The sequence below is a fragment of the Haematospirillum sp. H1815 genome (assembly GCF_012102705.1).
Classification (GTDB): Bacteria; Pseudomonadota; Alphaproteobacteria; order Rhodospirillales; family Rhodospirillaceae; genus Haematospirillum.
Genome location: NZ_JAAVTA010000004.1, coordinates 64,277 through 89,314, shown reverse-complemented (window position 1 = coordinate 89,314; position 25,038 = coordinate 64,277). Strand labels below are relative to the sequence as shown.

22 protein-coding genes are annotated in these 25,038 nt (G+C 55.3%); 4 read left to right on the top strand and 18 right to left on the bottom strand.

Features of this window, described 5'->3' with window-relative positions:
- Positions 1 to 11 precede the first annotated feature (11 nt).
- Entirely contained in the window at positions 12 to 395 is a 384-nt protein-coding gene (sdhC, locus tag HEQ60_RS05225; protein WP_168070230.1) for a succinate dehydrogenase, cytochrome b556 subunit, read from the bottom strand.
- 385 nt (positions 396 to 780) lie between these two features.
- Here sdhC and HEQ60_RS05220 point away from each other — a divergent pair, with 385 nt between their 5' ends.
- Positions 781 to 2,346: an ATP-binding protein gene (locus tag HEQ60_RS05220; RefSeq protein ID WP_168070228.1), complete on the top strand. Its 1,566-nt coding sequence runs from the start codon at positions 781 to 783 to the stop codon at positions 2,344 to 2,346.
- Positions 2,347 to 2,389: 43 nt separating this feature from the next.
- On the opposite strand, the gene HEQ60_RS05215 is transcribed toward HEQ60_RS05220, so the two are convergent.
- Positions 2,390 to 3,955, bottom strand: coding sequence for a catalase (locus tag HEQ60_RS05215; RefSeq protein ID WP_168070226.1), 1,566 nt, complete (start codon positions 3,953 to 3,955; stop codon positions 2,390 to 2,392).
- A gap of 299 nt (positions 3,956 to 4,254) precedes the next feature.
- Here HEQ60_RS05215 and pdxY point away from each other — a divergent pair, with 299 nt between their 5' ends.
- Positions 4,255 to 5,133: a pyridoxal kinase gene (gene pdxY, locus HEQ60_RS05210; protein ID WP_168070224.1), complete on the top strand. Its 879-nt coding sequence runs from the start codon at positions 4,255 to 4,257 to the stop codon at positions 5,131 to 5,133.
- Positions 5,134 to 5,145: 12 nt separating this feature from the next.
- On the opposite strand, the gene ctrA is transcribed toward pdxY, so the two are convergent.
- Complete coding sequence (gene ctrA, locus HEQ60_RS05205; protein ID WP_168070222.1) at positions 5,146 to 5,871, bottom strand: response regulator transcription factor CtrA; 726 nt, start codon at positions 5,869 to 5,871, stop codon at positions 5,146 to 5,148.
- A gap of 176 nt (positions 5,872 to 6,047) precedes the next feature.
- Here ctrA and fliI point away from each other — a divergent pair, with 176 nt between their 5' ends.
- Both fliI and HEQ60_RS05195 read left to right on the top strand, forming a co-directional pair.
- The gene (gene fliI, locus HEQ60_RS05200) at positions 6,048 to 7,394 is read left to right on the top strand and encodes a flagellar protein export ATPase FliI (protein WP_168070220.1); all 1,347 of its coding nucleotides are present in this window, start codon (positions 6,048 to 6,050) and stop codon (positions 7,392 to 7,394) included.
- Between the two features lie 14 nt (positions 7,395 to 7,408).
- The gene (locus HEQ60_RS05195) at positions 7,409 to 7,855 is read left to right on the top strand and encodes a hypothetical protein (RefSeq protein ID WP_167804767.1); all 447 of its coding nucleotides are present in this window, start codon (positions 7,409 to 7,411) and stop codon (positions 7,853 to 7,855) included.
- Here the strand turns inward: HEQ60_RS05195 and HEQ60_RS05190 are convergent.
- From HEQ60_RS05190 to fliF, 15 genes are all read right to left on the bottom strand, one after another.
- Positions 7,838 to 8,749 (bottom strand): amino acid ABC transporter substrate-binding protein, encoded by a 912-nt coding sequence (locus tag HEQ60_RS05190; RefSeq protein WP_168070217.1) that lies wholly within the window; start codon positions 8,747 to 8,749, stop codon positions 7,838 to 7,840. The two genes, HEQ60_RS05195 and HEQ60_RS05190, sit on opposite strands and share 18 nt — an antisense overlap.
- A gap of 135 nt (positions 8,750 to 8,884) precedes the next feature.
- Positions 8,885 to 9,625: an energy transducer TonB gene (locus tag HEQ60_RS10860; protein ID WP_209315420.1), complete on the bottom strand. Its 741-nt coding sequence runs from the start codon at positions 9,623 to 9,625 to the stop codon at positions 8,885 to 8,887.
- On the bottom strand, positions 9,622 to 10,047 hold the full coding sequence (exbD, locus tag HEQ60_RS05180) for a TonB system transport protein ExbD (RefSeq protein WP_168070215.1): 426 nt from the start codon (positions 10,045 to 10,047) through the stop codon (positions 9,622 to 9,624). Before exbD ends, HEQ60_RS10860 begins: the two co-directional genes overlap by 4 nt.
- 6 nt (positions 10,048 to 10,053) lie before the next feature.
- Positions 10,054 to 10,977, bottom strand: coding sequence for a tonB-system energizer ExbB (gene exbB, locus HEQ60_RS05175; protein WP_168070212.1), 924 nt, complete (start codon positions 10,975 to 10,977; stop codon positions 10,054 to 10,056).
- A 221-nt stretch (positions 10,978 to 11,198) separates the two neighbouring features.
- Complete coding sequence (locus HEQ60_RS05170) at positions 11,199 to 12,470, bottom strand: DnaJ domain-containing protein (RefSeq protein WP_168070210.1); 1,272 nt, start codon at positions 12,468 to 12,470, stop codon at positions 11,199 to 11,201.
- 117 nt (positions 12,471 to 12,587) lie between these two features.
- On the bottom strand, positions 12,588 to 14,165 hold the full coding sequence (locus HEQ60_RS05165) for a hypothetical protein (protein ID WP_168070208.1): 1,578 nt from the start codon (positions 14,163 to 14,165) through the stop codon (positions 12,588 to 12,590).
- Positions 14,166 to 14,188: 23 nt separating this feature from the next.
- On the bottom strand, positions 14,189 to 14,992 hold the full coding sequence (locus HEQ60_RS05160) for a MinD/ParA family protein (RefSeq protein ID WP_168070206.1): 804 nt from the start codon (positions 14,990 to 14,992) through the stop codon (positions 14,189 to 14,191).
- Positions 14,989 to 16,161: a GTP-binding protein gene (locus tag HEQ60_RS05155; RefSeq protein WP_168070203.1), complete on the bottom strand. Its 1,173-nt coding sequence runs from the start codon at positions 16,159 to 16,161 to the stop codon at positions 14,989 to 14,991. The genes HEQ60_RS05160 and HEQ60_RS05155 overlap by 4 nt, the downstream gene beginning before the upstream one ends.
- A 58-nt stretch (positions 16,162 to 16,219) precedes the next feature.
- A complete protein-coding gene (gene flhA, locus HEQ60_RS05150) occupies positions 16,220 to 18,298 on the bottom strand; it encodes a flagellar biosynthesis protein FlhA (RefSeq protein ID WP_209315430.1) in 2,079 nt (692 codons plus the stop codon).
- Positions 18,299 to 18,460: 162 nt separating this feature from the next.
- Complete coding sequence (locus HEQ60_RS05145; protein ID WP_168070199.1) at positions 18,461 to 19,795, bottom strand: sigma-54-dependent transcriptional regulator; 1,335 nt, start codon at positions 19,793 to 19,795, stop codon at positions 18,461 to 18,463.
- Positions 19,796 to 19,873: 78 nt separating this feature from the next.
- Positions 19,874 to 20,743 (bottom strand): motility protein A, encoded by an 870-nt coding sequence (locus HEQ60_RS05140; RefSeq protein ID WP_168070196.1) that lies wholly within the window; start codon positions 20,741 to 20,743, stop codon positions 19,874 to 19,876.
- Positions 20,744 to 20,777: 34 nt separating this feature from the next.
- A complete protein-coding gene (gene fliN, locus HEQ60_RS05135) occupies positions 20,778 to 21,134 on the bottom strand; it encodes a flagellar motor switch protein FliN (protein WP_168070194.1) in 357 nt (118 codons plus the stop codon).
- 19 nt (positions 21,135 to 21,153) lie between these two features.
- Positions 21,154 to 22,194 (bottom strand): FliH/SctL family protein, encoded by a 1,041-nt coding sequence (locus tag HEQ60_RS05130; RefSeq protein WP_168070192.1) that lies wholly within the window; start codon positions 22,192 to 22,194, stop codon positions 21,154 to 21,156.
- Positions 22,195 to 22,226: 32 nt separating this feature from the next.
- Complete coding sequence (fliG, locus tag HEQ60_RS05125) at positions 22,227 to 23,246, bottom strand: flagellar motor switch protein FliG (protein ID WP_066135988.1); 1,020 nt, start codon at positions 23,244 to 23,246, stop codon at positions 22,227 to 22,229.
- 70 nt (positions 23,247 to 23,316) lie between these two features.
- Positions 23,317 to 24,933 carry a flagellar basal-body MS-ring/collar protein FliF gene (fliF, locus tag HEQ60_RS05120; RefSeq protein WP_168070190.1) on the bottom strand — a complete coding sequence of 539 codons (1,617 nt, stop codon included), beginning with the start codon at positions 24,931 to 24,933 and terminating at the stop codon, positions 23,317 to 23,319.
- Positions 24,934 to 25,038: the final 105 nt, after the last annotated feature.

Genomic DNA, 25,038 nt, shown 5'->3' with positions numbered 1-25,038 from the left:
CCCTGTCCGGCTCAGTGCATCATGCCTACGCCCCAGGCCAGGGCGGTCAGGGCAATAGAGGCAATGAGAACAACAATGCCGGAACCCCGTATTTCATGAATTTCGAAAAGCTTGCCGGCATCCCAGAACAAGTGCCGGATACCGTTACATACGTGGTAAAACAGCGCAAAGCTCCATCCTGCAAGCAGGAGCTTGCCCAGAGGAGAACCAATCAGGGCTGCCGCGTGGGCATAGGCATCAGGGCCCGATGCCGCGGCCCACAGCCAGTACATTAGCAGGGCGGTTCCTGCGATCAGGGCAACGCCGGTAATGCGATGGCTGATGGACATCGCCATGTGCAGCCTGAAGGCATAAATCTGGAGGTGCGGGGATACTGGTCTGGTATCAGCTTTCATGGCCCAAGCCTCTTGCGGGGTTTCCCTGCCGGAGCGCAATACCCTGGATGCGCATGGTGCGGAAAATTTCTGGTTTACGGTGCGTCGGTGATGTAGCTCTTCGTCTCGTTTCTTGTCAATGATTGGAACAGTTTCCAAAGGATTGTCCGGTATCGTGCCCCAGACACGGGGCTTCTGCAATCCAAAGCCCCGGTATCATCCGCCTTGCTACGGTGTGAAAGCCCATTTCCATGACCTGAATGGCAGAAAGGCTGGGTAATTGGTGCCTTGGGCAGGAGGAGGCAAAGGGCTGTACAGACAACTTTGTTGTTGGCTCAAGGGTTGACATATACGCCCCAATAGACAGATTCGCCCCTTTGCTGTGTTGACCATTACCGGAGAGACCATGACCGTCAGCATCGATATGGGCCGGACGCAGACGGGAACCCCTGCTTTTCTTGATCTGGAAGAGCTGCTTGCAACACGTTTGCTGGTGCAGGGAAACTCGGGATCGGGGAAGTCACACCTGTTACGCCGTTTGGTAGAGCAGGCGGCCAGTCATGTCCAGCAGGTTATTATTGACCCTGAGGGTGATTTTGTAACCCTGTCCGAACGTTTTGGGCATGTTGTGGTGGATGCGGCCGAGCATTCCGAGAATGGCCTGCAGAAAGTGGCCGGCCGGGTCCGCGAACATCGCGTTTCCGTTGTCCTGACCTTGGAGCACCAAGAAACAGAACGGCAGCTGCGGTCGGCTGCAGCCTTTCTTGGGGGGCTTTTTGATTCAGATAGAACGTTCTGGTATCCGGCTCTGGTTGTTGTTGATGAAGCGCAGCTGTTTGCGCCATCTGCAGCGGGAGAAATATCGGATGAGGCCCGCAAGGTGTCCCTTGGGGCGATGACCAACCTGATGTGTCGGGGGCGTAAACGGGGCCTTGCCGGGATTATTGCAACCCAGCGCCTTGCCAAGCTGGCCAAGAATGTTGCCGCCGAGGCTTCAAATTTTTTGATGGGGCGGACCTTCCTGGATATCGATATGGCACGTGCCGCAGATCTTCTGGGGATGGAGCGGCGCCAGGCCGAGATGTTCCGTGATTTGCAGAGGGGGCAGTTTATTGCGCTTGGTCCGGCGCTTTCCCGTCGTCCCTTGCCCATCCGTATCGGTGCGGTCGAGACTTCGGGCCGCTCTTCCAGCCCGCGTCTTTTGTCTCCACCTCCTTCGCTGGGAGAGCAGGCCCGCGATTTGCTGATGGCTTCCGAAGGGCATGATATTCGGCCTGTGTCTTGTGTGCGGATTACCCCTGTGATGACGGAGCCTACCCCTCCGATATCAGACATGCCGTTGGCGCGTGCCCAAGATGAGGGGCAAGAGATTCTGTCGTCTGTTCTTGTCGAAGCTGGAGAAGCTGACTCCCTTCCAGCCCCTTGTCCTGTTGCTGCACCGGCTCCGGTCCAGGCAGTCAAGCCTATCGCTGAAATTGGACAGAGCGCTTTTTACGACATGGTGCTCCGCGATCTATTGTCTGATGACGATGCGCCCTATCGTTCAGTCGCCGTCCTGTATCAGGATTTCCTGGTCCGCTGTCGTAGTCATGGCGCCAGCGGTCGGGGCCTTGATCTTCCTGGCTTCCGGCGCCGTCTGGCTGTTGTGCGGGCCGGGTTGACCGAGCGTTGCATGCCGGAAGAGGATTGGAATCGTGTGATGGCGGCCGCAGATCTGATTCCTGAAGATTTACGGGCGTTGTTCCTGATGTTGGCCAAGGCCGCATTTGAGAAGGGCCCTTGTCCGTCCGATGCGGATATTGCCAAGGCCAGGGGCAGCCGGTCATCCCGTCGCGCCCGTGGCTTGTTAAGCCATCTGGAGGAGCAAGGCGTGATTGTCATTCGTGACGATGTGTATGGAAACAGGGCGATTGCACTGCCGGGTCTTGGTTGGGAAACTGCACCGGGGCATCCGGATGCTGTAGACGCTTAGGCAGCACCTGCCATCGTGTGAGATGACAGGTGCTGCATTAGGTCTACTTCTTACGTGTTCCTGACTTTGCCGTTTTGCTTTTGGCGATCACTGCTTTTTTCTTTGTCTCTTTTTTTGCCTTTGCAGCTTTCTTGGTTTTGTCACTTGACCCACCTTCTTTCAGGCCAAGTGCCTTGGCAACGCCAGCCCCGTAGTCTGGATGCACTTTCTTGAAGAGGGCAATCTGGCGCTTTTGGATATCCTTGGATATTCCGTCCATATCAGCAGCAATGTTCTGGTACAGCCTTTCTCTTTGCCCCTTGTCGAACAGCTCGAACAAGGCGCGTGGTTGGCTGTAGTAATCTGTATCCTCGCGATGGTTCCAATGATCCGCATCGCCTTCAATTTTCAGCGGGGGTTCGGCATGTTCCGGATGTTCATTCCAGTATCCGAAGCTGTTCGGCTCATAGGTCACGCGCCCGGAGTTGATGTTGTCAACGCGCATGGGTCCATCCCGGTGGTAGATCCCATGTGCCGGGCAACGTGATGCATTGACCGGGATTTGATGGTGGTTGACACCCAGCCGGTAGCGTTGTGTGTCCCCATAGGAGAAAAGCCTGCCCTGTAGCATCTTGTCCGGCGAGAACCCAATGCCGGGCACAACATCAGCCGGGTTGAAGGCTGCCTGCTCCACTTCTGAAAAGTAATTTTCAGGATTGCGGTTCAGTTCGAGCTCGCCGACCTCGATCAGGGGATAATCTTTGTGAGGCCAGACCTTGGTCAGGTCAAAAGGATTGAAGCGATATTTGGCCGCGTCCTTTTCCGGCATGATTTGTACACAGAAACGCCAGCGCGGGAATTTGCGGTTTGAAATGGCATCGTACAGGTCGCGTTGAGAGCTTTCGCGATCCTGCCCGATCAGGGTAGCTGCTTCTGTGGGGTCCAGGTTCTGGATGCCTTGCCGTGATTTCAGATGGAATTTGACCCAGAAACGCTGCTTTTTGGCATTGATGAAGCTGAATGTATGGCTGCCAAAGCCATGCATATGACGATATGAACGGGGGATGCCACGATCGCTGAAATCTATGGTCAACTGGTGCAGGCTTTCAGGCAGGTGGGAGAAAAAGTCCCATTTCCATGTGGCATTGCGCAGGTTGGTATGTGGATCACGCTTTACCACGTGATTGAGGTCGATAAACTTGAGCGGGTCGCGCAGATAAAAAACAGGTGTGTTATTGCCTACCAGGTCCCAGTTTCCATCCTCAGTATAGAACTTGATGGCAAATCCCCGGATATCACGTTCAGCATCGGCGGCACCGCGTTCCCCTGCAACGGTCGAGAAGCGTATGAACAGGTCGGTTTTCTTGCCAACCTTGGAAAAGATCTTCGCCTTGGTGTATTTGGTGATGTCCTTGGTAACGGTAAAGGTGCCATAGGCACCTGATCCCTTGGCATGCATCCGGCGCTCGGGGATAACTTCACGGTCGAAGTGCGCCATCTTTTCCAGGAACCATACATCCTGCAACAGGAGTGGCCCCCGGGGGCCTGCGGTCATGCTGTTCTGGTTGTCGGTAACCGGTGCGCCGGCTTTTGTGCGTAAGCGGCGATGTGATGTCGGTGTACTGGCCATGGATTCTTCCCCCCGAAATCCAGATTGTGTTCTAGAGCGGTAGTGAGAATGAGCGAGGCCATGACGGATGCAAAGAGGTGACAACAGCTGCTAAAATTCATGGAACGTACAGCCATGACTTCTTTTTATGATGCCGATAGTTATAAGATGTTACCCCATGGCGTCATCTTAGCAAATTTTCTGTTCGGAGATATACCGGTTCATTCTGGTGCTGTGAGCGCAACACGGTGCGGTACTGGAAAGATCGGTCTCGATGTTTTGTGCGATGCAGGTTTGTTCTTCAGGGGTGTTTTTTGGGCATGTTTCCTCCTGTCCGTAGTATCGTATCTGTGCAGTCGCATGTAGCCTATGGCCATGTCGGCAATGCTGCGGCTGTCTTTCCCTTGCAGCGCATGGGATTTGAGGTGTGGCCCGTTCATACATGTCAGCTGTCCAGCCGTCTTGGTTATCCCGATGTCCGCGGCGATATTTTTCGTCCGGCGCATGTCCGCGATGTTTTGTCGGGCCTGGAGGGGAATGGCATTCTTGGGCAATGCTCTGCCATGATATCGGGTTTTCTCGGACGCGCTGCGCTGGGAAAGGTCATTGCCAAGGCCGTTGGTCGTATGCGTGATTCCAACCCGGAAAGCTTGTATGTCTGTGATCCTGTGATGGGAGATGACAATGCTTCCGGAACCGGGGTCTTGTATGCACCTGCGGATATTCCAGCCTTCTTTGCTGATTATTTGGTGCCAATGGCTGATGTTGTGGTTCCAAACCGTTTTGAGTTGGCTCTCCTTGCCGGCCTGGATGTTCGTACAGTTGAAGATGCCTTGAAGGCAGCCAAGGCTGTTATTGGACGGGGGCCCCGTCTTGTGGTCACGACCAGCCTTCCTTTGCCTGATCTTGGCGAGATTGGTTGCCTGGCTGTAACTGCTGCGCAGGCTTGGTTGGTTCGTGCCGAACGTATTCCCGTCAAGGCCAGTATGCACGGAACCGGTGATATCTTCACCGCATTATTGACCGGTGCCTTGTTACATGATGTGCCGGTTCCTCAGGCCATGGCGCATGCGGCATCCTCGCTGCATGCCATTATTAAAGAGACCGTTCGTCGGGAAGAGGCGGAGCCACAACTGATTGTATGCCAAGAATATCTTCTGACACCCCCATACCTGTTTGATGCTGAAATTCTTGCGTAGTATGTGCTTGTTTTAGGCCGATACAGCATCGGATGTCTGAGACGCTGCTGTATCGGCGGCAGCGGATGGGTCGCGCAGCACATAGCCACGTCCCCAGACTGTTTCGATGTAATTGTCCCCGTCGGATGCTACGGCAAGTTTTTTACGCAGTTTGCAGATGAAAACATCGATAATTTTCAGCTCTGGTTCATCAATGCCATTGTAAAGATGGCTGAGAAATTGGTCCTTGGTGAGTGTCGTGCCCTTGCGGAGAGCCAGAAGCTCAAGAATACCGTATTCCTTGACCGTCAGGTGTACGGGATTGCTGTCGATCGTGACGGTATGGGCATCCAGATTGACGCACAGGCGTCCGGTTCGAACAACGGACTGGGAGTGACCCTTTGAGCGTCGCACGATTGCCTGAATGCGCGCGATCAGTTCTGAGCGGTCGAATGGCTTTGTCAAATAGTCATCGGCACCGCTGCCAAGCCCGCGGACTTTTCTGTCTGGTTCGTCAAGGCCGGACAGGATCAGGACGGGTGTTTCAATCCGCGCAGCTCGCAACTGCCGGATGACATCCATTCCGTCCATGTCCGGGAGGACCAAGTCGAGCAAGATGATGTCATAGTCGTAGAGCTTGCCGATTTCCAGACCATCTTCGCCCAAGTTGGTGGAATCAACAACCCACTGCTCTTTACGAAGCATGAGTTCGATACTCTGCCGGGTGGCTGTATCGTCTTCTACGACAAGAACGCGCATGGGGCACCCTCATGCTCTGCGCAGATGTCTTGATCCCTGTTCTTTGAATCCGGACATCCGATTAACCCGACATTAACGATAGAGTGATTGATTGTTACGTGCAAGCACCAAGTGTCTGTGTGCCCGTAGTGTAACAGGACACAGTGTCTTGTGATTCATGGCGGAAAGATCCTCGTATGCCCATACCGATAAGCAATCTGCTGACAGACATTGCTCGCTTGCCTGATTACAGACTTTTTGGTCGCGTGGTTGCTGTGCAGGGGCTTCTGGTCGAAGTTGGTGGTATACAAACATCTGTCTCAGTCGGTGACCGTGTGATGCTCACAAGGCGGGACCAGCACATGGTGCCTGGTGAGATTGTCGGTTTTCGCGATGGTCGGGCTCTGCTGATGCCTTTTGGGACCTTGGACGGGATAGGTTTGGGGGCTTGTGCCGAGGTAATGGCTGCCGCTCCGGCTGTCTATCCGCATGAATCCTGGCTGGGGCGTGTCATAACCGCTATGGCTGAGCCTGCTGACAGTTTGGGGCCTTTGTTGTCGGGCCCCGTTGCCTATCCGGTCCGGGCCTCGCCGCCACCGGCTCATGCACGACAGAGAGTAGGGGGGAAGCTGGACCTTGGTATTCGGTGCCTGAATGCCTTCACAACGTGCTGCGTTGGCCAGCGTATGGGGATTTTTGCTGCGTCCGGCGTGGGGAAATCCTCTGTTATGTCCATGATGGCCAAGTACTCATCAGCTGATGTGATTGTTTGTGGGCTTATAGGAGAGCGTGGGCGTGAGGCCCGGGAGTTCATAGAAGATGATTTGGGGCCTGAAGGTTTGGCCCGCTCTGTTGTTGTGATTGCCACGTCTGATGAGCCCCCTTTGATCCGGCGGCAGGCAGCCTATCTGACCATGACGGTGGCAGAGTATTTCCGGGACAAGGGTGCCGAGGTCCTCTGTTTGATGGATAGTGTGACCCGTTTTGCCATGGCCCAGCGCGAGATCAGCCTTTCTGCGGGAGAGCCACCCGCCAGCAAGGGGTATACGCCAACCGTTTTTGCTGAATTGCCCAAGTTGCTGGAGCGTGCTGGCCCCGGAGGTCCCGGGCAAGGCAATATAACCGGTCTGTTCACAGTTCTGGTTGAGGGAGATGATCATAACGAGCCTGTCTCGGATGCTGTGCGCGGTATTCTGGATGGGCACGTTGTGTTGGAGCGGTCCATCAGCGAGAGAGGTCGCTATCCTGCCATGAACATTCTGCGATCCGTTTCCCGGACCATGCCTGGCTGCAACACGGAATGGCAAAACCAGTTGGTTTCCCGTTGCCGCCGGATTGTGTCTGTTTATGAGGATATGAGTGAACTGATACGCCTTGGTGCCTACAAAGATGGATCCAATGCGGAAGTGGACGAGGCGATAGCCCTGTATCCCCGTATAGAAGCCGTGCTGGGTCAGGGAAAGACTGAGTCCGCAACGCTGGACCAAACGTATACGGCCTTGGCCGAGGCCGTGGGGTTTAAGATGGCAGCTGAGAGCAGATAAGAAGGGGGGCTGTTATGTCGCGTACCCTGAAGGGTCTTGTGCGTCTGCGTAAGTGGGATGTGGATGAGAAACGTCGTTTTCTGGCGCGTCTCATCGCTTCTGAGGAGCAGCTTATTGCTTTGCTGCTTGCTCTGGAAGAGCAGGGGATCAAGGAGCGTCATGCGGCAGCGGCTGATCCCTTGGGTGCCGGTCTGACTTATGGTGGTTATGTGCGCTGGGCCAAGGAGCGCCGTGAGACTCTTGAAAAAACCCTGAAAGACCTTCGCCGGCAGATCAGTGCTGCCCGTGACACGCTGGCCGAGGCATTCAAGGAACTAAAGACCAGTGAAATTGCCGAGGACAACCGTATCGGGCGTGAGACATCCATGCGTGAACGCCAGGAACGTGCCCTGCAAGATGATATTGGTCTTGAGATTTATCGCCGTCGTGGGGGGCGGACCAGTTTATTGACCCGTAAGTAACTCTGTGGTTGGAATTGCCAGTGTGGGACCGTGAGCATCTGGATCATTCAGCATAATAACGCGACGGCTCTTCAGGTTCAGGGCCTCCAGATCCTTGCGGAACAATACGTCAAACCGGGTCTTCAGGGTTCCACTAGCCAAGATGCGGCCCATCCCGGATTCCAGGCGCTCTTTTAGTTTGTCTTCACCGACTGACACGTAAAGCCACATAGCAATCGGGGTTCGGACCAGCAGTGTTTGTTCGATCGCCAGATTCGGGTATATCTGCTTGTAGTGATCAAGCTCACGCATGACTTCGTAGACGCTACGGGACAAATAATCCACCCGACCTATAGACAGGAGATTATACAGGCCATCCAGATCAGGCCACAGAGTCACGGGCAAATCATTACCTATGAAAATTTTGCTTATATGCCAGTTCCGGCCAGAGGCAACGGGGAAGGCAGCAAGATCATTCAGGGTCTTGACGCCGGAAAACTTGTTTTGCTCACCGGCCCGTATAATAGCAACTCGGTATCCCAGAAGACCCCGGTCCGCAACGTGACTGACCCGCATGAACCGTTTGTCACTGATCGTGCAGCTGGGGAGAAGAGCAACATTGATCAGCCCTCCCTTTTCAAGCTCCGTTTCCAGTCGTGTTCGATCCGAGACCCTGGATTCCAGAACCAATTTCCATGGACCAAAGTCTTGCTCTGTCGCTTGTAGAGCCATCTTCAGGACCTCTACAGACCAGGCAAAGCGGGGATCATCCGGGTTTTCCGGGGCAGGTGTCCGCACTTCTATAGGCTCTTGCGCCAGGCAGGGGCCAGATACAGGAAGCAGCGCAAGCATTAGCGCAACCATTGCCAACCTCAACATCCGCCATACCTGACAGGGACTGATGGTCTGGAACATGTGCGCTCACCCTTTGTCATGCGATAGAGTGTTGACTGGGTATTCTAGTATTCAGGAAGACCACAGTGAGTATCGCAAATATACTCACGCAAAACCAGCATACTTGACCAAGATGTGTCACCGGGATCTTTGGCCTTATCTCAGATAGAATTGTATCGGAGAGACAAGCTCCAGAACAGAGCTTTCCGTTCCGGGCGGAGGGGGAGGAAGAGGGCTTGCGCGCCTTACAAGATCCAGGCCTTCCTGATCCAGAAGCGGGAAGCCCGATGATTCTTCCAGGGCCACGGACAAAACATCCCCCGTTCTGGCAATCCTGAACCGGATAACAACCGTGCCTTCCTGATAGCGTGCTTTTGCAAGGCGGGGGTAATGCTTATGGCGTTCAAGATGTGACAGGATCTGGCCATGCCAGAGCGACATCTTGGCCGCAGCAGAGCTGTTGGGCTGCGTTATGACGCTGGTATTGGAAGAAGATGCTTGTTGGCTTGCCGTATCCTGCGACTGGTCCTGTTGTACCGGGTTCTGTTCCGTATGTAATGCGGCAGACTTGGGATTGGTCCTGCGGCGGCGCGTTTCTGTCCTAGGGGCCGGCTTGGGTAGCATCACTTCTGCTGCCTGAACGGGTTGCAGCTTTTGTTCTTGTTGGTGTGGTTCTTCTAACGCACGAGATAGTGGTGCAGAGGTTGACGGTGCTGGTACCATGTCAACAAGCAAAGTTTGCCCTGTGACAAAGCCTGCTGTCGGCTCTGGTGTGATCCAGGTCCCCAGTGCGGCAGCAACAAGAAGGCCGTGAGCCAGAAGTACAGTACCAAGACAGCTCGCCCAGCGATTGAAGGACTCTGGCTCCCATGGCAAGGATGCTGTGTGCTTCCTCACGGATTTTGTCCTCCCTCCACCCCGGTCAGGGCAATTTTCAGATATCCATTGTCCCGCAGTACATTCATGACGGCCATGACTGTTCCGTAATTCACCGCCTTGTCTGCCATAAGAAAAATACGCTGTTCACGGTTTTGACCGGTTTGTGCGTCCAGTACTGTGGGGAGCGTGGTGGTGGACAGTGTCTCGTGCCCCAGAAGAAGGTTCCCGTCGCGGGTCACTGTCAGAAAGACGGGATTGTCTTGTCTAGGTGTTGGTATTGCGGTTGAGGATGGCAGATCAACGGGTATGTCAACGGTCGACAGGGGGGCGGCTACCATGAAGACGACCAACAGCACCAGAACAACATCGATAAAGGGCGTCACATTGATAGCGTGATTTTCCATTAGTTCATCACGACTATTATGAACAGGGCCGGCCATGCTTTCTTACTCCGCAGCAGAGCGCGGGATTGCCACCCGGACGGGGGAGGGTTGATGGTTGCGTGGCTGATGAATATCGGGAGAGCTGTCCGAGCGCAGGTCCAGCTCACGACTGACCAAACGCAGCATAGTTGCCGACATATTGCCAACAAGACCACGGTACGCTCCGATCGAACGAACCAGCAGATTATACAGGATAACCGCCGGGATTGCTGCCACCAGTCCCATTGCCGTTGCCAGTAAAGCCTCGGCGATGCCTGGTGCCACGATCGCCAAGTTCGTTGTTTGTGCCTTTGAAATACCAATAAAGCTATCCATGATTCCCCAGACAGTGCCGAACAGACCAATGAATGGGCTATTCGACCCTATGCTGGCCAAGACACCCAGACCTGAGGCCATACGGCGTCCAGCATTGGCCTCAATCTGTTCAAGCCGTGAAGATGTCCTAGCTTTGATGCCGTCCTTGCCGCTCTCCCCGGACAGGGTGATTTCAGTAATGGCAGCCTCGATCATTGTGTGGCACAAGCCGGTATGGTCGCGGAATACAGTGCGTGCTTCTTCCGCTGTACGGCATGTGTCCAGTGCGTGAATGGCACGGGATAGGTCGCGTTTTGCCGTGCGTAATTCAAGGCTTTTTGCCCCCCAAATGGTCCATGTCATAACCGAGGCTAGAGCCAGACATCCCATAACAGCTTTGACCACGCTGTCGGCAGCCATAAACATACCGCCCAGCGAAAGATCATGGGGCAGTGCTGAAAGGGCGGCTTCAACGGCTCCGGCGGTTGCGACTGCAGCGGTTGTTGCTTCTGTGGCATCGGTCGCTGATGCTTGGGACGGGAGGGAAAACACGCAGAAAAGCGTCACGGCCGCCAGGATAGTCAGAAGGCGTATGGTGTCTGTCGGGAATACTTTTACGTTTATTTTATACATTTCAAAAAACCCTGTCCGCCCTAGCGAGGCATTCTGGAACAGCGCTGCCTTGATTCCCGCGCTGCCCGATTGTCCGGAGAGACAGGCACTTTATGGAAAGTGAGAGTCATCCGCAACAAGACTTGTGCCAGCATACACGCTCTGACAGAGACGGGTCCAGCCCATGATCGGGCTTTTTCGCCTGATTCTGCCAGTATGCCTTACTATAGGCATACTTCCTCCTATTCCCTTTGTGTTCCCGTTGTTCGCTGCTGGCGTGGAATATGAACCGGGTTAAGAAACCGGGACGGAACATAGCCTGACATGCCTTCCGGTGTGATAATGCGGGCCCAGTTACCGCCGGTATCCATCTCTGTCACCAGAACCATGGCACCAGCTGCCAGTTCTCCCGTTTTTTGGAAACCTGTCCCCGGTCCGCTGCGTATGGCCAAGCCTGCGGCCATGGTTTCATGCAGCCCCCCCGCTTTCAGGGATGGTGACGACGGGGATACAGAGTCAGTGTTTCCAGGCTTGTCCTGATCAGGCCTGACAGGGGGCAGCTCGCCATCGCGGACTGTATTCCAGCTGACAACAGCTGTTACGGCGCCGGCTAGGTACAGTGGCGACAACTGCAGCAGACGGAAAATGCCAACGTCGCTCCATCGATTTCTCAGTTGGCGGGCTGCCGACTGTGGGGAGGCAGGGACAAGGCTATCTGCCATATACTGCTGCCCGACGGTTGTGGCAAATTGCCTGGCCTGCCGTGCGATATTATGGGCCATGTCCCTGTCCTGCCTGGCCAGGAAGGCGCGCGCCTGGTGCATAAGGGCCCGATAGTTGCGATCCGCAGGCAGAATTCCTCCCCGTGCGGTTACCCAAAGGGCATGAATGGTATCAACGGGTCCAGACAGGCTCCACCAGCCCAAAAGCCAGTTCCGGGCAGAAACCTGTAAGCCGGTTATATCGGCGCAGCGGCGGCAGTACAGACCCTCGATGCTGGAGTGCAGACTGCGTACCAATGTCCCGCGAACCAGTGGAAAAATAACGTAACGCGGCTGTGCTGCAACACGGCGGCAGCGATCGCATGTGGAGAGAGGAAGAAGGGGAGGAGGGGAGGAGGTGGACCATGTCCGTTTCCGCCGTTGGTCTTGCGGGTTTTCCTGTCTGGTTTGATTGGCTGAGGATCTGGGGCCTGTACGTTCGGACTTCTGCTTGTCCCGTGCCCCTGTTCCTGCTGACGCTTGCCGTTTATGCTGTGTCTGCTGTTTTTCGGCTGTATCAGCATTCTGGGACAGCGCATCGTATTGCGCCTTTTTCTCGGGGTTGGAGAGAATTTCATAGGCTGCGGTGATGGCATGAAACTTTTCGTGCGCATCCGGGCTGTTGTTCCGATCTGGATGCAGCGCCATTGCCATTTGACGAAAAGCTGTTTTGACAGCGGTGCCATCCGATCCGGGATCAAGGCCCAGAACGCGGTAATATCCTTTGGGATCACCGGTGAGCTTGGCAGCCATTCCGTACGGTCTCCTCGTATCCTTTGAATCTGTACGGACTGTCCTTCACGTCCTGATCCTTAGTACAGGCATTACATGCATGTCAAATGATCTGCACGTCATGCTGTCCCCGTTTCCTTATACAATCAGGCCCGGGCCTGGATCAGGGTGTCCGGGTATGGCATCAGCCGGTCCGGCGAAGGCTGTTGAGACATGAAACAACAGGCTCCCGACCAGGTTCAGGGCTTGGGATGCGTTGGTATACAAGGACAGCATGGTGGTTCTGATCTCTGTATCCAAGGGAACGTGCGTGCGGATCAGCAGGTCCAGACGGCGATCCTTATACAGGTAAAGACCATCAAATTGCATGGGGCCAAGGCGGGAAAGATCAAGATTAAGCAGAAAACGGAACCGCTCTCCTTTTTTTACTTTCGCTGTGTCCTTTTCACTGTCCTGCTCTCCGTCGCGCCTGCTGATAAGGGCAATCTTTTCAATACTGTTTCCATTCAGGAAGGGGAGATTCTGCAGTCTCCAGTCTCCTCCCCCGTCTGTAGAGGGGCGTATCATCTCGCGCAGTTCTGCGGAAAGGGTACGCGCGCTTTCACGCCCCAGGGATTGCTCAAGAATGTCGCGCACGCTCTCCCCCGTCCATGGGCGCATGCTGCCAACCGGGCGCGATAACTGGCTGAACGCCATAAGAGCGAGCAGCATGCGTCCGTCGCTGGTTGGAAGGTGGTGGAGCAAGGCCTTGATACCTTCAGGTCCGCTGCTCTGCAGGGCCAAGGCCCGCTCCATCCCGGGCCAGCCCAGCGCGGATATGGGGCCGATCTTCATGCTTTCAGCTGACGGTATGATGTCTGGACGACCGGGTTGTGGGGTAATCTGCATAACATCCAGCGTAACAGGGGTACCAGCGGGCAGGGACAGAGGGCGATCCATGGATAGCAGGCCCATGGGAGTGGCAATAATGGTATGCCCGGAATTGGTGTGTGGGGCGATAATCCCGGTTATAGATCCGGGAGTGGGTATTGATGCTCCGGGAGGAACAGCGGATGGAGTGCCCTGCAGCCCAGGTTGGGTGATGGAACCTTGCCCTGTCAGCAGTCCTGTTTGAGAGGCAGGGGCAGGAGAGTGTATGGATGATGACGCGGATGCTGCTCCGGCATTGTCGGACGCAATAGGGGTGAGGCGGACCAGAACAGTTGTCCCTATTGGCCACGGAGGCAAGGGGGCTGAACTGCGATCAGCATGAACCGGGAAGAAACGATCCGGTGCGGCAATAACCTGCGCAGGTATGTGCCTGGGTAATGATGTTTGCCATACAGCTGCAGCTGTTGGAGTTACACCAGGTCTAGGAGGAGGGGATCCCAAAAGAGTATCAGGCTTGGGGGATAGCCATGGCACAAGGTTCACAGCCATGATGCGGAGCATGACAGCCTGTCCGGGTCGGGCTTCTGTTGTCTCCAGAACAAGACGTGTTCCCGCTGCAAGTGTAAGTGTAGCAGGCAGCTTGGCTTTTATTTGGCCATAGGTCGTATCAAGAAGAACGTCGTGACGAGACGGTTGCGGCGTGCGAATGACGACTGCCTCGATCTTTGTACCGGCGGGTAGTGATGCCACTGGGGCAGGGGGAGAAAGAAGGGTGACAGAGCCGGAAACAGATGGCGTCTGAGGCAAGGGGGAGCCCGAGGAGGGAGGCGGAGGAACATTCGACATATGCTCTCCTTCCCAGCCCTTGCTCACCCCGCCAGCAGGCGGTCGGCAATTGCTTCTACATCAACTGCGGCATCTGCCCCCGGGGAGCGCAGCAGAATGGACGTCTGGTTCCGGATTGCATCCCGAACCCGCATGTCCCTGCGTATAATCCCAACCAGGGGCGGGCTTATTTTCAGGAACCCCTCGCAGGCCTTGCGCAGGGTTGCGTAGGTGCGTTCCCCTTCACGAACGGAATTGGCGGCGTTGATGACAACCCGGATATCCGCATTCGGACGTTCCATGGTCGTTACCTTGATAAACGCGTAGGCATCGGTCAGCGATGTTGGTTCATCCGAGGTAATGACCAGAATGGTTCCGGCAGCCCGTGAAAGCTGGCGTATGCTTTTTTCTACCCCAGCCCCCAAGTCAATAATCACCTTGTGGTATGCCGGGGCGGCCAGCTCAAGGTCTTCGGCCAGTACCTGCAGACGCGAGAGCGGGATATTCGCCAGCGAACCAGATCCGGAACGACCAGCGAGAACATCAAACCCCCCGCTTTGATAGGGAGTAAAGGCCTGGTTCAGGGTTACGCGTCCGGTGATGACACTGGCCAAGTCATACCGGGGCATCAGCCCAAGCTGAATATCCACGTTGGCAAGCCCAAGATCTCCGTCAAAAAGCAGGGTCTTGCGTTTGCGCATGGCAAAGGCGTGCGACAATGTGATCGAGAACCATGTTTTACCGACCCCGCCCTTGCCGGATGCAATGGCAATAATATTGCTGCTGTGCCGGCCCGGAGCCGATGGTGCAAGAACGGGCGCCTGTCCGTAATCGGTCTGAAGAGTCATCCGCGGGCCTCACTCATGTCATTTCCTGTTTCTTGAATATCCGCCCCGGCGTGGATGGCGAACATTGGCCTGGTATCCTGATCCGGGTCGGGCAGGTCCACGGGCTCCTCCTGCTCGTCCATCAGAGTTGGAGTATCGTGATTCCACGAGGTTTTCTGCTGTGGTGGTGTTGCAGGTCTACGGCTGGCCCAGTCATCAGGAGCAGCCGTCAGCGAGTTATCACCCGGCGGAACCAGAAGGCGTGCCATGGAGATTGGATTGATGGGGCACAATCCATTGGCAACATGTGGATTGATGCTGACATCGCAGAACATGAACTGTCCGGAATCAGCTGCAGCGAGGACGGCCCCCAGCCGTCGTGTCATGTCCAGACGGGTTGCCAGAATGCGTGTGGCTCCCACTGCAGCAAAGGCCTCAGCGACTTCCGTTGCTTCTACAGGATCTCCCCCCGCCGCCAGTACCAGCACGGGTTCCACCTCTATGGCACGGGTCAGGCCACGCAGAAAACCCATGTCTTCCGGGCTGAACGGATTAAGGCCCGGGGTATCAATGTAAACAAGGTCGCTGCAGGCCGCAGCCTCTGCAACCATCGTTTCCAGGCTGGTTATGCCGCGTGCCTTCTTTAACTCAACGCCCAGAATATTGGTAAAGGCAGACAACTGTTCCAGGGCACCGGCCCTGACCGAGTCCGCCGTTACAACAGAAACAGAGCGGCCTGCAATACGTGCCCGTGCGGCCAGTTTGGCTACCGTGATTGTTTTGCCTGTCCCCGGAGGACCAACCAGCATGACGGGCACTGGCGAACGTTTTGCCGGCAATGCGGCAAAAGCAAACAGTTCATCCAGGGCACCGGCCGTCGCCAGTGTGGGATCATCGGTTCCAATGGCCTTTGCTGCGGCCACAATGCGTTCTGAAAGGCGGGGTAGGACGCCGTGATAGGAGAGGCATTCGCGGATTGTTTCGGTCAACGCAGAGGGCGGTGTCCCCAAGGCAAGGTATTCGTTGATTTCCTCATCCGGCGCGGTTTCCTCCAGTGCTGCGGTAATACGTACACCTTCACTGCCATTGGCTCTCTGGGTCGAGATAATGATGGCATCATCCCCCAGCTCTGCCCGTATCATGGCCATACCCTCAGCCATCGAGGGCGCTGTATAATATTTCATCCGCATGCTATGCCTCCCCACTTGGAGGAGAGCCGTGCTTTACATGGGGAAACGCGGTCTGCCATCATACCTGCCCCAGTGTTTTGATACGAGCTTTAGGATGGATTTCGTTCTGACTCATCACCATGGTCATGGGACGGAAGCGTTCAATGATTGATCGCACATAGGGCCTGATCATCGGACTTGTTAACAAGACCGGGGTTTCCCCTTGCATGGCAAAGCGTTCAAAGACCTGTCGCACACTGTTGATGAACTCGTGAAGTGTGGATGGTGGCATAGCCAACTGGCGCTCTTCACCCTGACCGACCAACGCTTCAGCAAAGTTCTGCTCCCACTCTGGCGACATCGTGACCAAGGGGATAACCCCTTCTTCATCGGTGCAGGCATCGCACAGCTGGCGGGCCAGCCGCATGCGGACGTGCTCGGTCATCATTGTCAGATTCCGGCTGATCCCCGATGCTTCGGATATGCCTTCCAGAATGGTTGGCAAATCACGGATCGAAACCCGCTCCGCCAGAAGATTTTGCAGGATCCTCTGGATCCCGTTGATGTTGATCTGGTTGGGGACAATGTCGGCAATCAGCTTCTGGTGATCCTTGTCCAGCTCATCAAGAAGTTTTTGCGTTTCAGCATAGGACAAAAGTTCTGCCATGTTATCGCGGACAACTTCGGTCAGGTGTGTGGTGATAACCGTTGCAGGGTCAACAACTGTGTAGCCCCGGAACAGGGCTTCCTCGCGATTGGAGCTTTCGATCCACACAGCAGGCAGACCAAAGGTCGGTTCGCGTGTTTTTTCGCCGGGCAGCGTTATGTCTTCACCGCGTGGATCCATGACTAGCAGCATGTTGGGGCGCAGATCACCGGTCCCGGCCTCGACTTCCTTGATAAAAAGCGCGTATTCATTGGCCGCAAGCTGCATGTTGTCCTGGATCCGGACACTGGGCATGACAAATCCCATTTCCGTAGCCAGTGCGCGGCGCAGGGCCTTGATTTGGTCTGTCAGCCTTTGGTTGCCCCCGGCAGAGATCATGGATAACAACCCATATCCAAGCTCGAGACGAACCATATCAATCCGCAGGGCGCTGGAAATAGGTTCTTCTGCGACCGGTGCAGCCTCACGTTCTGCTTGGGCGGCCATCTCTGCCGCATGTATGGCGGCTTTGTGGTGGCGGTGATCTGTAAACCATGCGGCTCCGCCGGTTATGCCTGCAAGAAGCAGAAAGGGCAGGGCCGGTGTGCCCGGGATAACAGCCAGAAGGCCCGCAACAGCCGATGACATGCCCAAGGCTTTTGGATACTGCGTAAACTGACTGCCCAAGGCCACTTCGGTGCTTTCGCTCAGCCCTGCCTTGGAGACCATCAAACCGGCGGATACCGAAACGATCAGGGCCGGGATCTGGCTGATCAACCCATCCCCGACGGTCAGCCGGGTATATGTGTCGGCAGCGACCGAAAAGCTCAGATTGTTCTGGACCATGCCAATGATCATGCCGCCTATAATGTTAACAGCCGTAATGATCAAGCCAGCAATCGCATCGCCCCTTACGAACTTCGAGGCACCATCCATGGCCCCGAAGAAGTCTGTTTCTTTTTGCAACTCACGACGGCGGGCGATGGCTTCACGTTCATCAATGACTCCGGCAGACAAGTCTGCATCAATCGCCATTTGCTTGCCGGGCATGGCGTCCAGGGTAAACCGGGCCGTGACTTCGGCGATACGGGTTGATCCCTTGGTAATAACCATGAAGTTAACAAGAATAAGGATCAGGAAGACAATCACTCCGATGACGAAGTTACCGCCCATGATGAAGCCACCGAAGGCTTCTATAACGTGCCCGGCAGCATCGGTGCCCTGATGCCCGTATTGTAGGATCAGACGGGTTGATGCCAGGTTCAGAGACAGGCGAAGCAGTGTTGTCATCAAGAGAATAACCGGGAAGCTGTTCAGCTCCATGGCCTTCTGGATGAAAATCACGGTCATCAGGACAAGAACAGACAAGGTCAAGGACAGAGCCAGGGCAATATCCAGAAGCCATGGCGGCAGCGGGATAATCAGGATGACCAGTGTTGCGGCAATACCAATGGCCAGGAACAAGTCACCACGCAGTGCCGCCCGTTTGAGAAACGCTGCTCCGCCATCCATGGCACCGGACAAGCCCGCTGTTGTTGTCGCCTCTGTCGAAGAGGGATCAATGCGGTCTGCCGTTTGCAGGTGTGTTGCCTGTTCTGCCATGCGTTTGTCAGTTCCCGCGCAAAGAGTGGTATTGAACTGTTCTAGATTCGAAAACCTGATTCTATCTCACAATCAGGCTGGAACATCGGCCTCCCCACCTGTTGGCGGTGGAACCGGAAGCCCTTGATCGGTGTACAGCCTGAGTTTGTTGCGAAGCGTCCGGATCGAGATTCCAAGGATATTGGCTGCGTGTGTTCTGTTGCCCAGCGTATGGCGCAGTGTATCGATGATCAGATCTCGCTCAACATCAGCAACGGTCCGTCCTACCAAGGTTCCAATACTGCCGTTCGGGTTGGGCACATTCTCCCCGTCTTCCGTCAGAAGAATGGCGTCACGGTCAATTGTGTCGCCGCGTGCCAAAAGAACAGAGCGATGGATCGTGTTCTCAAGCTCGCGGACATTTCCTTTCCATATGTGCCGCTGTAAGGCCTCCATCGCATTGGCTGCAATGGGGCGGGCCGGTACCTTGTTCAGGGCCGCATACTTTTCTGCAAAATGCTTGGCGAGAATCTCTATATCCTTGGGGCGGTCACGCAGTGGTGGGAGAGACAGTGTCATGACGTTCAGGCGGAAAAACAGGTCTTCGCGGAATGTGCCCTTGCGTACTTCTTCCTGAAGGTTGCGGTTGGATGTTGCCAGAATGCGGACATCGACTTTGATGGATTGGTTGCCTCCGACGCGTGTCAGTTCCCGTTCCTGAAGAACGCGCAGCAGCTTGGCCTGAAGGCGGACATCGATTTCCGATATCTCGTCCAGTAGCAAGGTACCGCCGGTGGCTTCCTCAAACTTGCCGATGCGTCTGGCAATGGCACCTGTGAAGGCCCCCTTCTCGTGACCAAACAGTTCTGACTCAAGAAGATTTTCGGGAATGGCGGCGCAGTTGACGGCAACAAAAACACGGTTTGCCCGTCGTGATTTCTGGTGGATGTGTCGGGCAACCAGTTCCTTGCCGGTTCCGGACTCTCCGACGATCAGGATACCGGCCTCGGAAGGAGCAACCTGATTGGCCAAGTCCATGATTTTTTGCATGGAGGGATCACGGAATATAATAGTGTTGTCCTGCTGCACAACGGCGGCAAGGACAGCGGCAATCAATTCTGGATCAGGAGGGAGGGGGACGTACTCCTTTGCGCCGGCCCGTATCGCCTCCACGGCAGCCTTGGTATCGGTAGAAACGCCACAGGCAACGACGGGTACAGATATGCGTTCGGATTCAAGGCTGGCGACAAGAAGACGGATATCCAGCCCGATATCAACCATCATCAAATCAGCACCATGGCCGCTGCGCAGTTGGGTCAGCGCAGCGTGAATATCGTCGGCCTGACTGACCTTGGCGCCACGGCGCATGGCAATCTGGCTTGCCGCACCAATCTGTCCGCCCAGGGAGCCAACAATCAACAAACGCATTCGTGCAATCTCCCACTACAAAACAGACATGACCCAAGGCTGCTACCGCACTATAGAACGGCAAATGTCAAAAAATTCTTATCCTCCTGCCGGTTGTCGGATCATGTTGGCGTGTACGGGCAGCCGCTGACCAGGGGGCAGGATGCTGTTGAAGTGCAGTTCCAGTTGCGATGGACTTTCCCTGCGTTCAATCGACAGGACTGTTGTCAGCCATATCTGGTGCACCAAGGCTTCTTCCTGGCCATTGCGTTCCAGCCGTGACCCAAGTGGGCCGAGGATCATGTAGGCCATGACAGCACCATAGAAAGTGGTCAGAAGAGCAATGGACATTCCCGGTCCGATCGCGGCCGGATTATCCAGATGCCCCAGCATCTGCACCAGGCCAATCAGGGTCCCGATCAACCCCATGGCAGGGCTGGTCTCTGCCGCGCGCCGCAGGACGCAGACTGCCCGGTCACTGTGAATTCGGCTTGAGGCGATATCTGAAGAAAGAATACGTACAATCTCATTTTCGGCTGTACCGTTCAGCACAAGCTGAAGCCCCTTGTGCAGAATCTGGTCGCGATGCAGCGAATTCAGAACAACGCCGCGCAGTTTCAGGATGCCATGGTGGTGTGTATATTCGGCGATACGAAGCATATCGAGCGCGACATCCTGTGGGGCGGGTATCTTGTATCCAGCGGATCGACCCAGTTCGCGTAGTGTTTGCCGTATATCAGACCAACTGAAACTGGTTGCTGTGATCAGTATGGTGCCACCCAACACAATCAACAGGCCCGACATATCGACAAATGACAATGGCGAGCCGCTGGCTGCAATAGCCATCACCGTAAGGGCAACAGCACCCAGTATGCCCGAGAGTGTCGCAACATCCATGCCCCGGGGCCGGCTTGTATAGTCATCCGAGGAGTCCGGCAGGCTTTCCTGTATGTTACCGCTTTCGGCCATCAGGTCTGGTCCTTGATGCGTGTTGAGAGATGTATCAGGTGCGGTCTGTCTTGATGATTTCTGTCATGGTAATGCCGAGCCTGTCCTCGACAACAACAACCTCTCCGCGGGCGACGAGGCGATTGTTGACATAGATATCAATAGCTTCCCCGACTTTCCGGTCTAGTTCGACAACGGCCCCGCGCCCCAAGCGCAGCAGGTTGTTGACCTGCATGGATGACTTCCCGAGAACGGCGGATACTTGTACCGGGATGTCGTAGACAGCCTCAAGGTCAGCGGCCGAGCGTGGTTTGTCCGGAAGCTCCTCGGCAATCTCCATATCGTCATCGCGTTGGCCGGTTTCATCCTCTTCCTCCGGCATTTCATCCAGCTCAAGATCATTATCAGCCATAACAAGCGTTCCTCCCTGTTTACGCGTCGGGTTTTAGGTCTTCTGCCGGATCTGCATCTGCAGCGTGTTGTGTTATCTCGTCTGCTTGCAGTATTTCAGTGTCTTCACCTGTATTTATGTTTTCATTCGTGATGACCTCGGATGGCATGGGTTCTGGTTCGGCCAAGGCAGTCTGTTCAGAGGCTTCGCTTGTCTGTTCCGGTTCCGGATGACTTGCTTGCTGTACCAAGACCGTTTCCGCATGCTTGCTTGGGGGCGTGTACCAGTTGGCCGGATCAACATCGGGCCATATGTCCTCGACCGTCCTTGTTACGGTATCGGTTTCCCCACTATGGGACAGGTGCCCGGGTTCCAGGGTTTTCCCTTGCTGAAACAGCGGAATATTCCGCTGTACCAGAGCGTTTATTTCATCAAGTGCCCGGGCCATGTTTCGCTCTGCGCCGCCATCAGCCCATTCAACACGGGCATCAGCGGGAAGCATGGAGGAATCACCCAGCAGAACCATACGTCCCTCGAATCCCGTTTTGTTGATTGTTTCGGTCAGACGTTTGCGGAGGAGATCCACCATTTTCGGGCTGGTATGGATCAGGATACGGGGCTGTCCGATCAAATCCGGCAGCAGGGATTGTACAAGGCTCGCAATCTCGCGTATGGCATAATCATCGGCTGTATGTGGCAGCAACTTCTGGCAAATCGTGTGTACAACCTGGACGGCTGCGGATGTGGCTGCATCAGCAAGAGGGTCTGTCTTGTTTGCAAGAGCAGTCATTGACTCTGCGCAGCGATTCAAGGCCTCGGCCACAAATTGCTCCACGGATGCGGCTGCTTCTTGAAGGGCGGCAGCGTGTCCGGCGACATAAGCTTCTTCACGAGCGAACTCCAGTTCCTCCTGACTGAAAACAACCGGGGGCGGTTCTTCTGGTTCCGGCGGCAGTTCCGGCTCTGGTTCCGGCGGAGGTTCGCTGATCAGGAGTTCGGAAAGAACAGGCTGTCGCTCCGAGGGTGTCGGTTCGTCGAAACGGACATCAAAGGTAAATTTGCGGACAGTCGGCGGGGCCATGAAGTACTCCGGGGATCAGGCAGGGAAAGGAATCAATAGACCAGTTCGTCGTCTTCCTTCCCTTCAGAGATGACAATCTGCCCGGAATTGGCCAGCTCCTTGGCCAGGACAACAATAATATTCTGCGCTTCGTCCACTTCACGCAGACGGACAGGACCCATGGCATCCATGTCATCACGCAGCATCTTGCCAGCGCGTTCGGACATATTCTTGAAGAACAGGTCTTTCAGGCCATCCGAGGCTCCTTTCAGGGACAGCGCCAGCTTGTCTTTTTCCACATGCCGCAGCAAGGTTTGAACGCCAGCAGCATCCAGGCGGTTGAGATCTTCGAATGTGAACATGAGCTGTTTGATCTTTTCCGCGCTTTCACGGTTACGCTCTTCAAGGGCGCCCATAAACCGGGCCTCGGTGTTGCGATCAAGGTTATTGAAGATGTCGGCCATCATTTCATGCGCATCGCGGCGCTGTGTGCGTGCCAAGTTCGACATGAATTCGGTCCGCAGTGTCTTTTCAACACCATCCAAAACTTCCTTCTGGATCGCTTCCATGTGCAGCATGCGCATGATGACTTCCAGCGCAAAAGGTTCGGGCAAAAGGCCCAGAACCCTGGCACCGTGATCTGCCTTGATCTTTGAAAGCACAACGGCAACGGTTTGCGGGTATTCGTTCTTCAGGTAGTTTGCCAGCACCTGTTCGTTAACGTTACCAAGCTTGTCCCACATGGTACGTCCTGCGGGACCACGTATTTCCTCCATAATGGATTCCACGCGGTCTTTCGGCAGGGTCTTCATCAGCAGGCGTTCTGTCGTGTCAAACGAACCAACCAGCGACCCGGTGTTGGAGATGGCATCGGCAAATTCCACAAACAGGCGCTCGACAAGGGCCGCTGAGACGGTACCAAGGTTCGCCATGATCTGTGAAAGTTCCTTGATCTCGTCGTCATTCATCATCGAGAACAAGCGGGTTGAATGCTCGTCACCCAAGGACAGCAGAAAGATGGCCGCTTTCTGTGGTCCGGTCAGGCTTCTGTAATCTTCTTTCAGGCGCCCCACGGTGCCTTCTCCTCTGTCAGGTATGCATCAAAAGGCCAGAACATGTGCTGCCCGGGCACAAGCCAAACCTCTATGCGGCTTCCTGGTAAAGCCAGTTGCGAATGATCGACACGGCTTCTTCCGGATGCTTGTCGACAATCTCCCCGATCTTGCGCAGGGATGATGCTTTCACGCGACCCTCAACCTTGTCGATATCAATAAGCTCGTCAGAAATGTCCTCTTCCTCCGGAATAGGCGCTGGGCCGGACAGCTGCGCATTGGGCATTCCATCTGCGGTCAGCAGCTGGTTGTCCTCGCTTGCCGCCATGCCCTCGAAGGCCCGTGCCACCAAGGGACGCACCACCATCAGGATGATCAGGATCGCAACAATCGCAACACCGAAGCTTTCAGCCATACGCATGACTTCGGGTTTGGTGAAACCCATGAACATCCACGGCGCTTCCAGATCAGCCTCGTCCAAAGCCTGGAACTGCATGTTGACCAGTTCAACCTGATCTCCGCGCGCGGCATTGAAACCAATGGCCGAGCGCACAATAGCAGCCAGCTTGTCCATTTCTTCGGCTGGACGCGGTTGGAATTGCCTTTCCCCATTGTCCCCCGTGCTGTAAATGCCGTCAACAAGGACCGCGACAGACAACCGCCGGATTTGGGGGCCTTCCTTAACCTGGTTGGTAACCTTCCGGGAAATCTCGAAGTTTGTTGTTTCCTCGGTCCTGTTCTCGCGCGATGTGGCAGCAGGGCCACCGGAGGCTGTTTGTGCATTGGGCAAATTGTTGGCAACGCTGACATTGCCAGGATCATTTTCCGATGATTCGTTGCTTTCCTGACGATTTACGGTAGATCTGGCTACCTGGGCTTCTGGATCGTAGATTTCCTGGTTGGTCACAACTTTGTCAAAATCGATATCGGCGCGGACTTCGGCCCTAATCTTGCCCAGCCCCACGACATTTTCCAGAAGCTGTTCCAGGGAGCGTGCGAGTCGTGCTTCTTCCCTGCGGCGCATCTCCTCCTGGGTATTGAGCTTGGCGACCCCTTCATCTTCCATACCCGGTGTCAGAAGGGTGCCGCGATCATCCACGATAGAAATCCGGGCTGGTTTCAGGCGCGGCACCGAGGCGGCGATCAGGCGCTGTACCGCATTGGCTTGTTCACGGGACAGGCGGCCACGGTGCATTTTGATGAAGACGGCAGCAGATGGATCCTGCGTTTCGCGGGTAAATACCTCCCGCTTGGGCATGACGAGGTGTACGCGTGCCGCCTTGACCCCCTCTATGGCCATGATGGTCCGTGCCAGCTCACCTTCCAGTGCCCGCACCTGATTGACGTTCTGCATGAAGTTGGTGGCACCCAGACTGTCCATCTGGTCGAATACTTCGTAACCAACGGCCCCACCTGTTGCGGAGGTTTTTTCTGCAAGTTGTACCCGAAGCTTAAGAACCTGGCTGGATGGTACCGCAATTTCAGTACCGTTGTTGCGTAGCTCAAAAGGGACTTTCTGGCTTTCCAGCTCGGAAATAATGGCTTTTGCATCAGCTGTGGACAGATCGCCAAACAGGCGTTCCATGGGCGGTGTGCCCAAACGTGTGGCAAAGTAAACAAGAAAGCCAAGAAGACCAATTGCGACGCCAGCCAAAGCGGCCAGGCGCGCCGGCCCCAGATTGCGCATTTGCTGAACAAATGAGTCCACAGTCTGCTTCCCGCCAAGCCACGTCTTGGTTCGTGCCCAAGAACGTACGTTTCTGAAAACAAGGGTCAGATCGCCCCTGCGCCCGTATTCAGGAGGCTATGCTGT

What these genes read in the sequence shown, in the direction of transcription:
- sdhC (WP_168070230.1), bottom strand. Translation starts at nt 395, where the DNA reads ATGAAAGCTGATACCAGACCAGTATCCCCGCACCTCCAGATTTATGCC.
- HEQ60_RS05220 (WP_168070228.1), top strand. Translation starts at nt 781, where the DNA reads ATGACCGTCAGCATCGATATGGGCCGGACGCAGACGGGAACCCCTGCT.
- HEQ60_RS05215 (WP_168070226.1), bottom strand. Translation starts at nt 3,955, where the DNA reads ATGGCCAGTACACCGACATCACATCGCCGCTTACGCACAAAAGCCGGC.
- pdxY (WP_168070224.1), top strand. Translation starts at nt 4,255, where the DNA reads ATGTTTCCTCCTGTCCGTAGTATCGTATCTGTGCAGTCGCATGTAGCC.
- ctrA (WP_168070222.1), bottom strand. Translation starts at nt 5,871, where the DNA reads ATGCGCGTTCTTGTCGTAGAAGACGATACAGCCACCCGGCAGAGTATC.
- fliI (WP_168070220.1), top strand. Translation starts at nt 6,048, where the DNA reads ATGCCCATACCGATAAGCAATCTGCTGACAGACATTGCTCGCTTGCCT.
- HEQ60_RS05195 (WP_167804767.1), top strand. Translation starts at nt 7,409, where the DNA reads ATGTCGCGTACCCTGAAGGGTCTTGTGCGTCTGCGTAAGTGGGATGTG.
- HEQ60_RS05190 (WP_168070217.1), bottom strand. Translation starts at nt 8,749, where the DNA reads ATGTTCCAGACCATCAGTCCCTGTCAGGTATGGCGGATGTTGAGGTTG.
- exbD (WP_168070215.1), bottom strand. Translation starts at nt 10,047, where the DNA reads ATGGCCGGCCCTGTTCATAATAGTCGTGATGAACTAATGGAAAATCAC.
- exbB (WP_168070212.1), bottom strand. Translation starts at nt 10,977, where the DNA reads ATGTATAAAATAAACGTAAAAGTATTCCCGACAGACACCATACGCCTT.
- HEQ60_RS05170 (WP_168070210.1), bottom strand. Translation starts at nt 12,470, where the DNA reads ATGGCTGCCAAGCTCACCGGTGATCCCAAAGGATATTACCGCGTTCTG.
- HEQ60_RS05165 (WP_168070208.1), bottom strand. Translation starts at nt 14,165, where the DNA reads ATGTCGAATGTTCCTCCGCCTCCCTCCTCGGGCTCCCCCTTGCCTCAG.
- HEQ60_RS05160 (WP_168070206.1), bottom strand. Translation starts at nt 14,992, where the DNA reads ATGACTCTTCAGACCGATTACGGACAGGCGCCCGTTCTTGCACCATCG.
- HEQ60_RS05155 (WP_168070203.1), bottom strand. Translation starts at nt 16,161, where the DNA reads ATGCGGATGAAATATTATACAGCGCCCTCGATGGCTGAGGGTATGGCC.
- flhA (WP_209315430.1), bottom strand. Translation starts at nt 18,298, where the DNA reads ATGGATGGCGGAGCAGCGTTTCTCAAACGGGCGGCACTGCGTGGTGAC.
- HEQ60_RS05145 (WP_168070199.1), bottom strand. Translation starts at nt 19,795, where the DNA reads ATGCGTTTGTTGATTGTTGGCTCCCTGGGCGGACAGATTGGTGCGGCA.
- HEQ60_RS05140 (WP_168070196.1), bottom strand. Translation starts at nt 20,743, where the DNA reads ATGGCCGAAAGCGGTAACATACAGGAAAGCCTGCCGGACTCCTCGGAT.
- fliN (WP_168070194.1), bottom strand. Translation starts at nt 21,134, where the DNA reads ATGGCTGATAATGATCTTGAGCTGGATGAAATGCCGGAGGAAGAGGAT.
- HEQ60_RS05130 (WP_168070192.1), bottom strand. Translation starts at nt 22,194, where the DNA reads ATGGCCCCGCCGACTGTCCGCAAATTTACCTTTGATGTCCGTTTCGAC.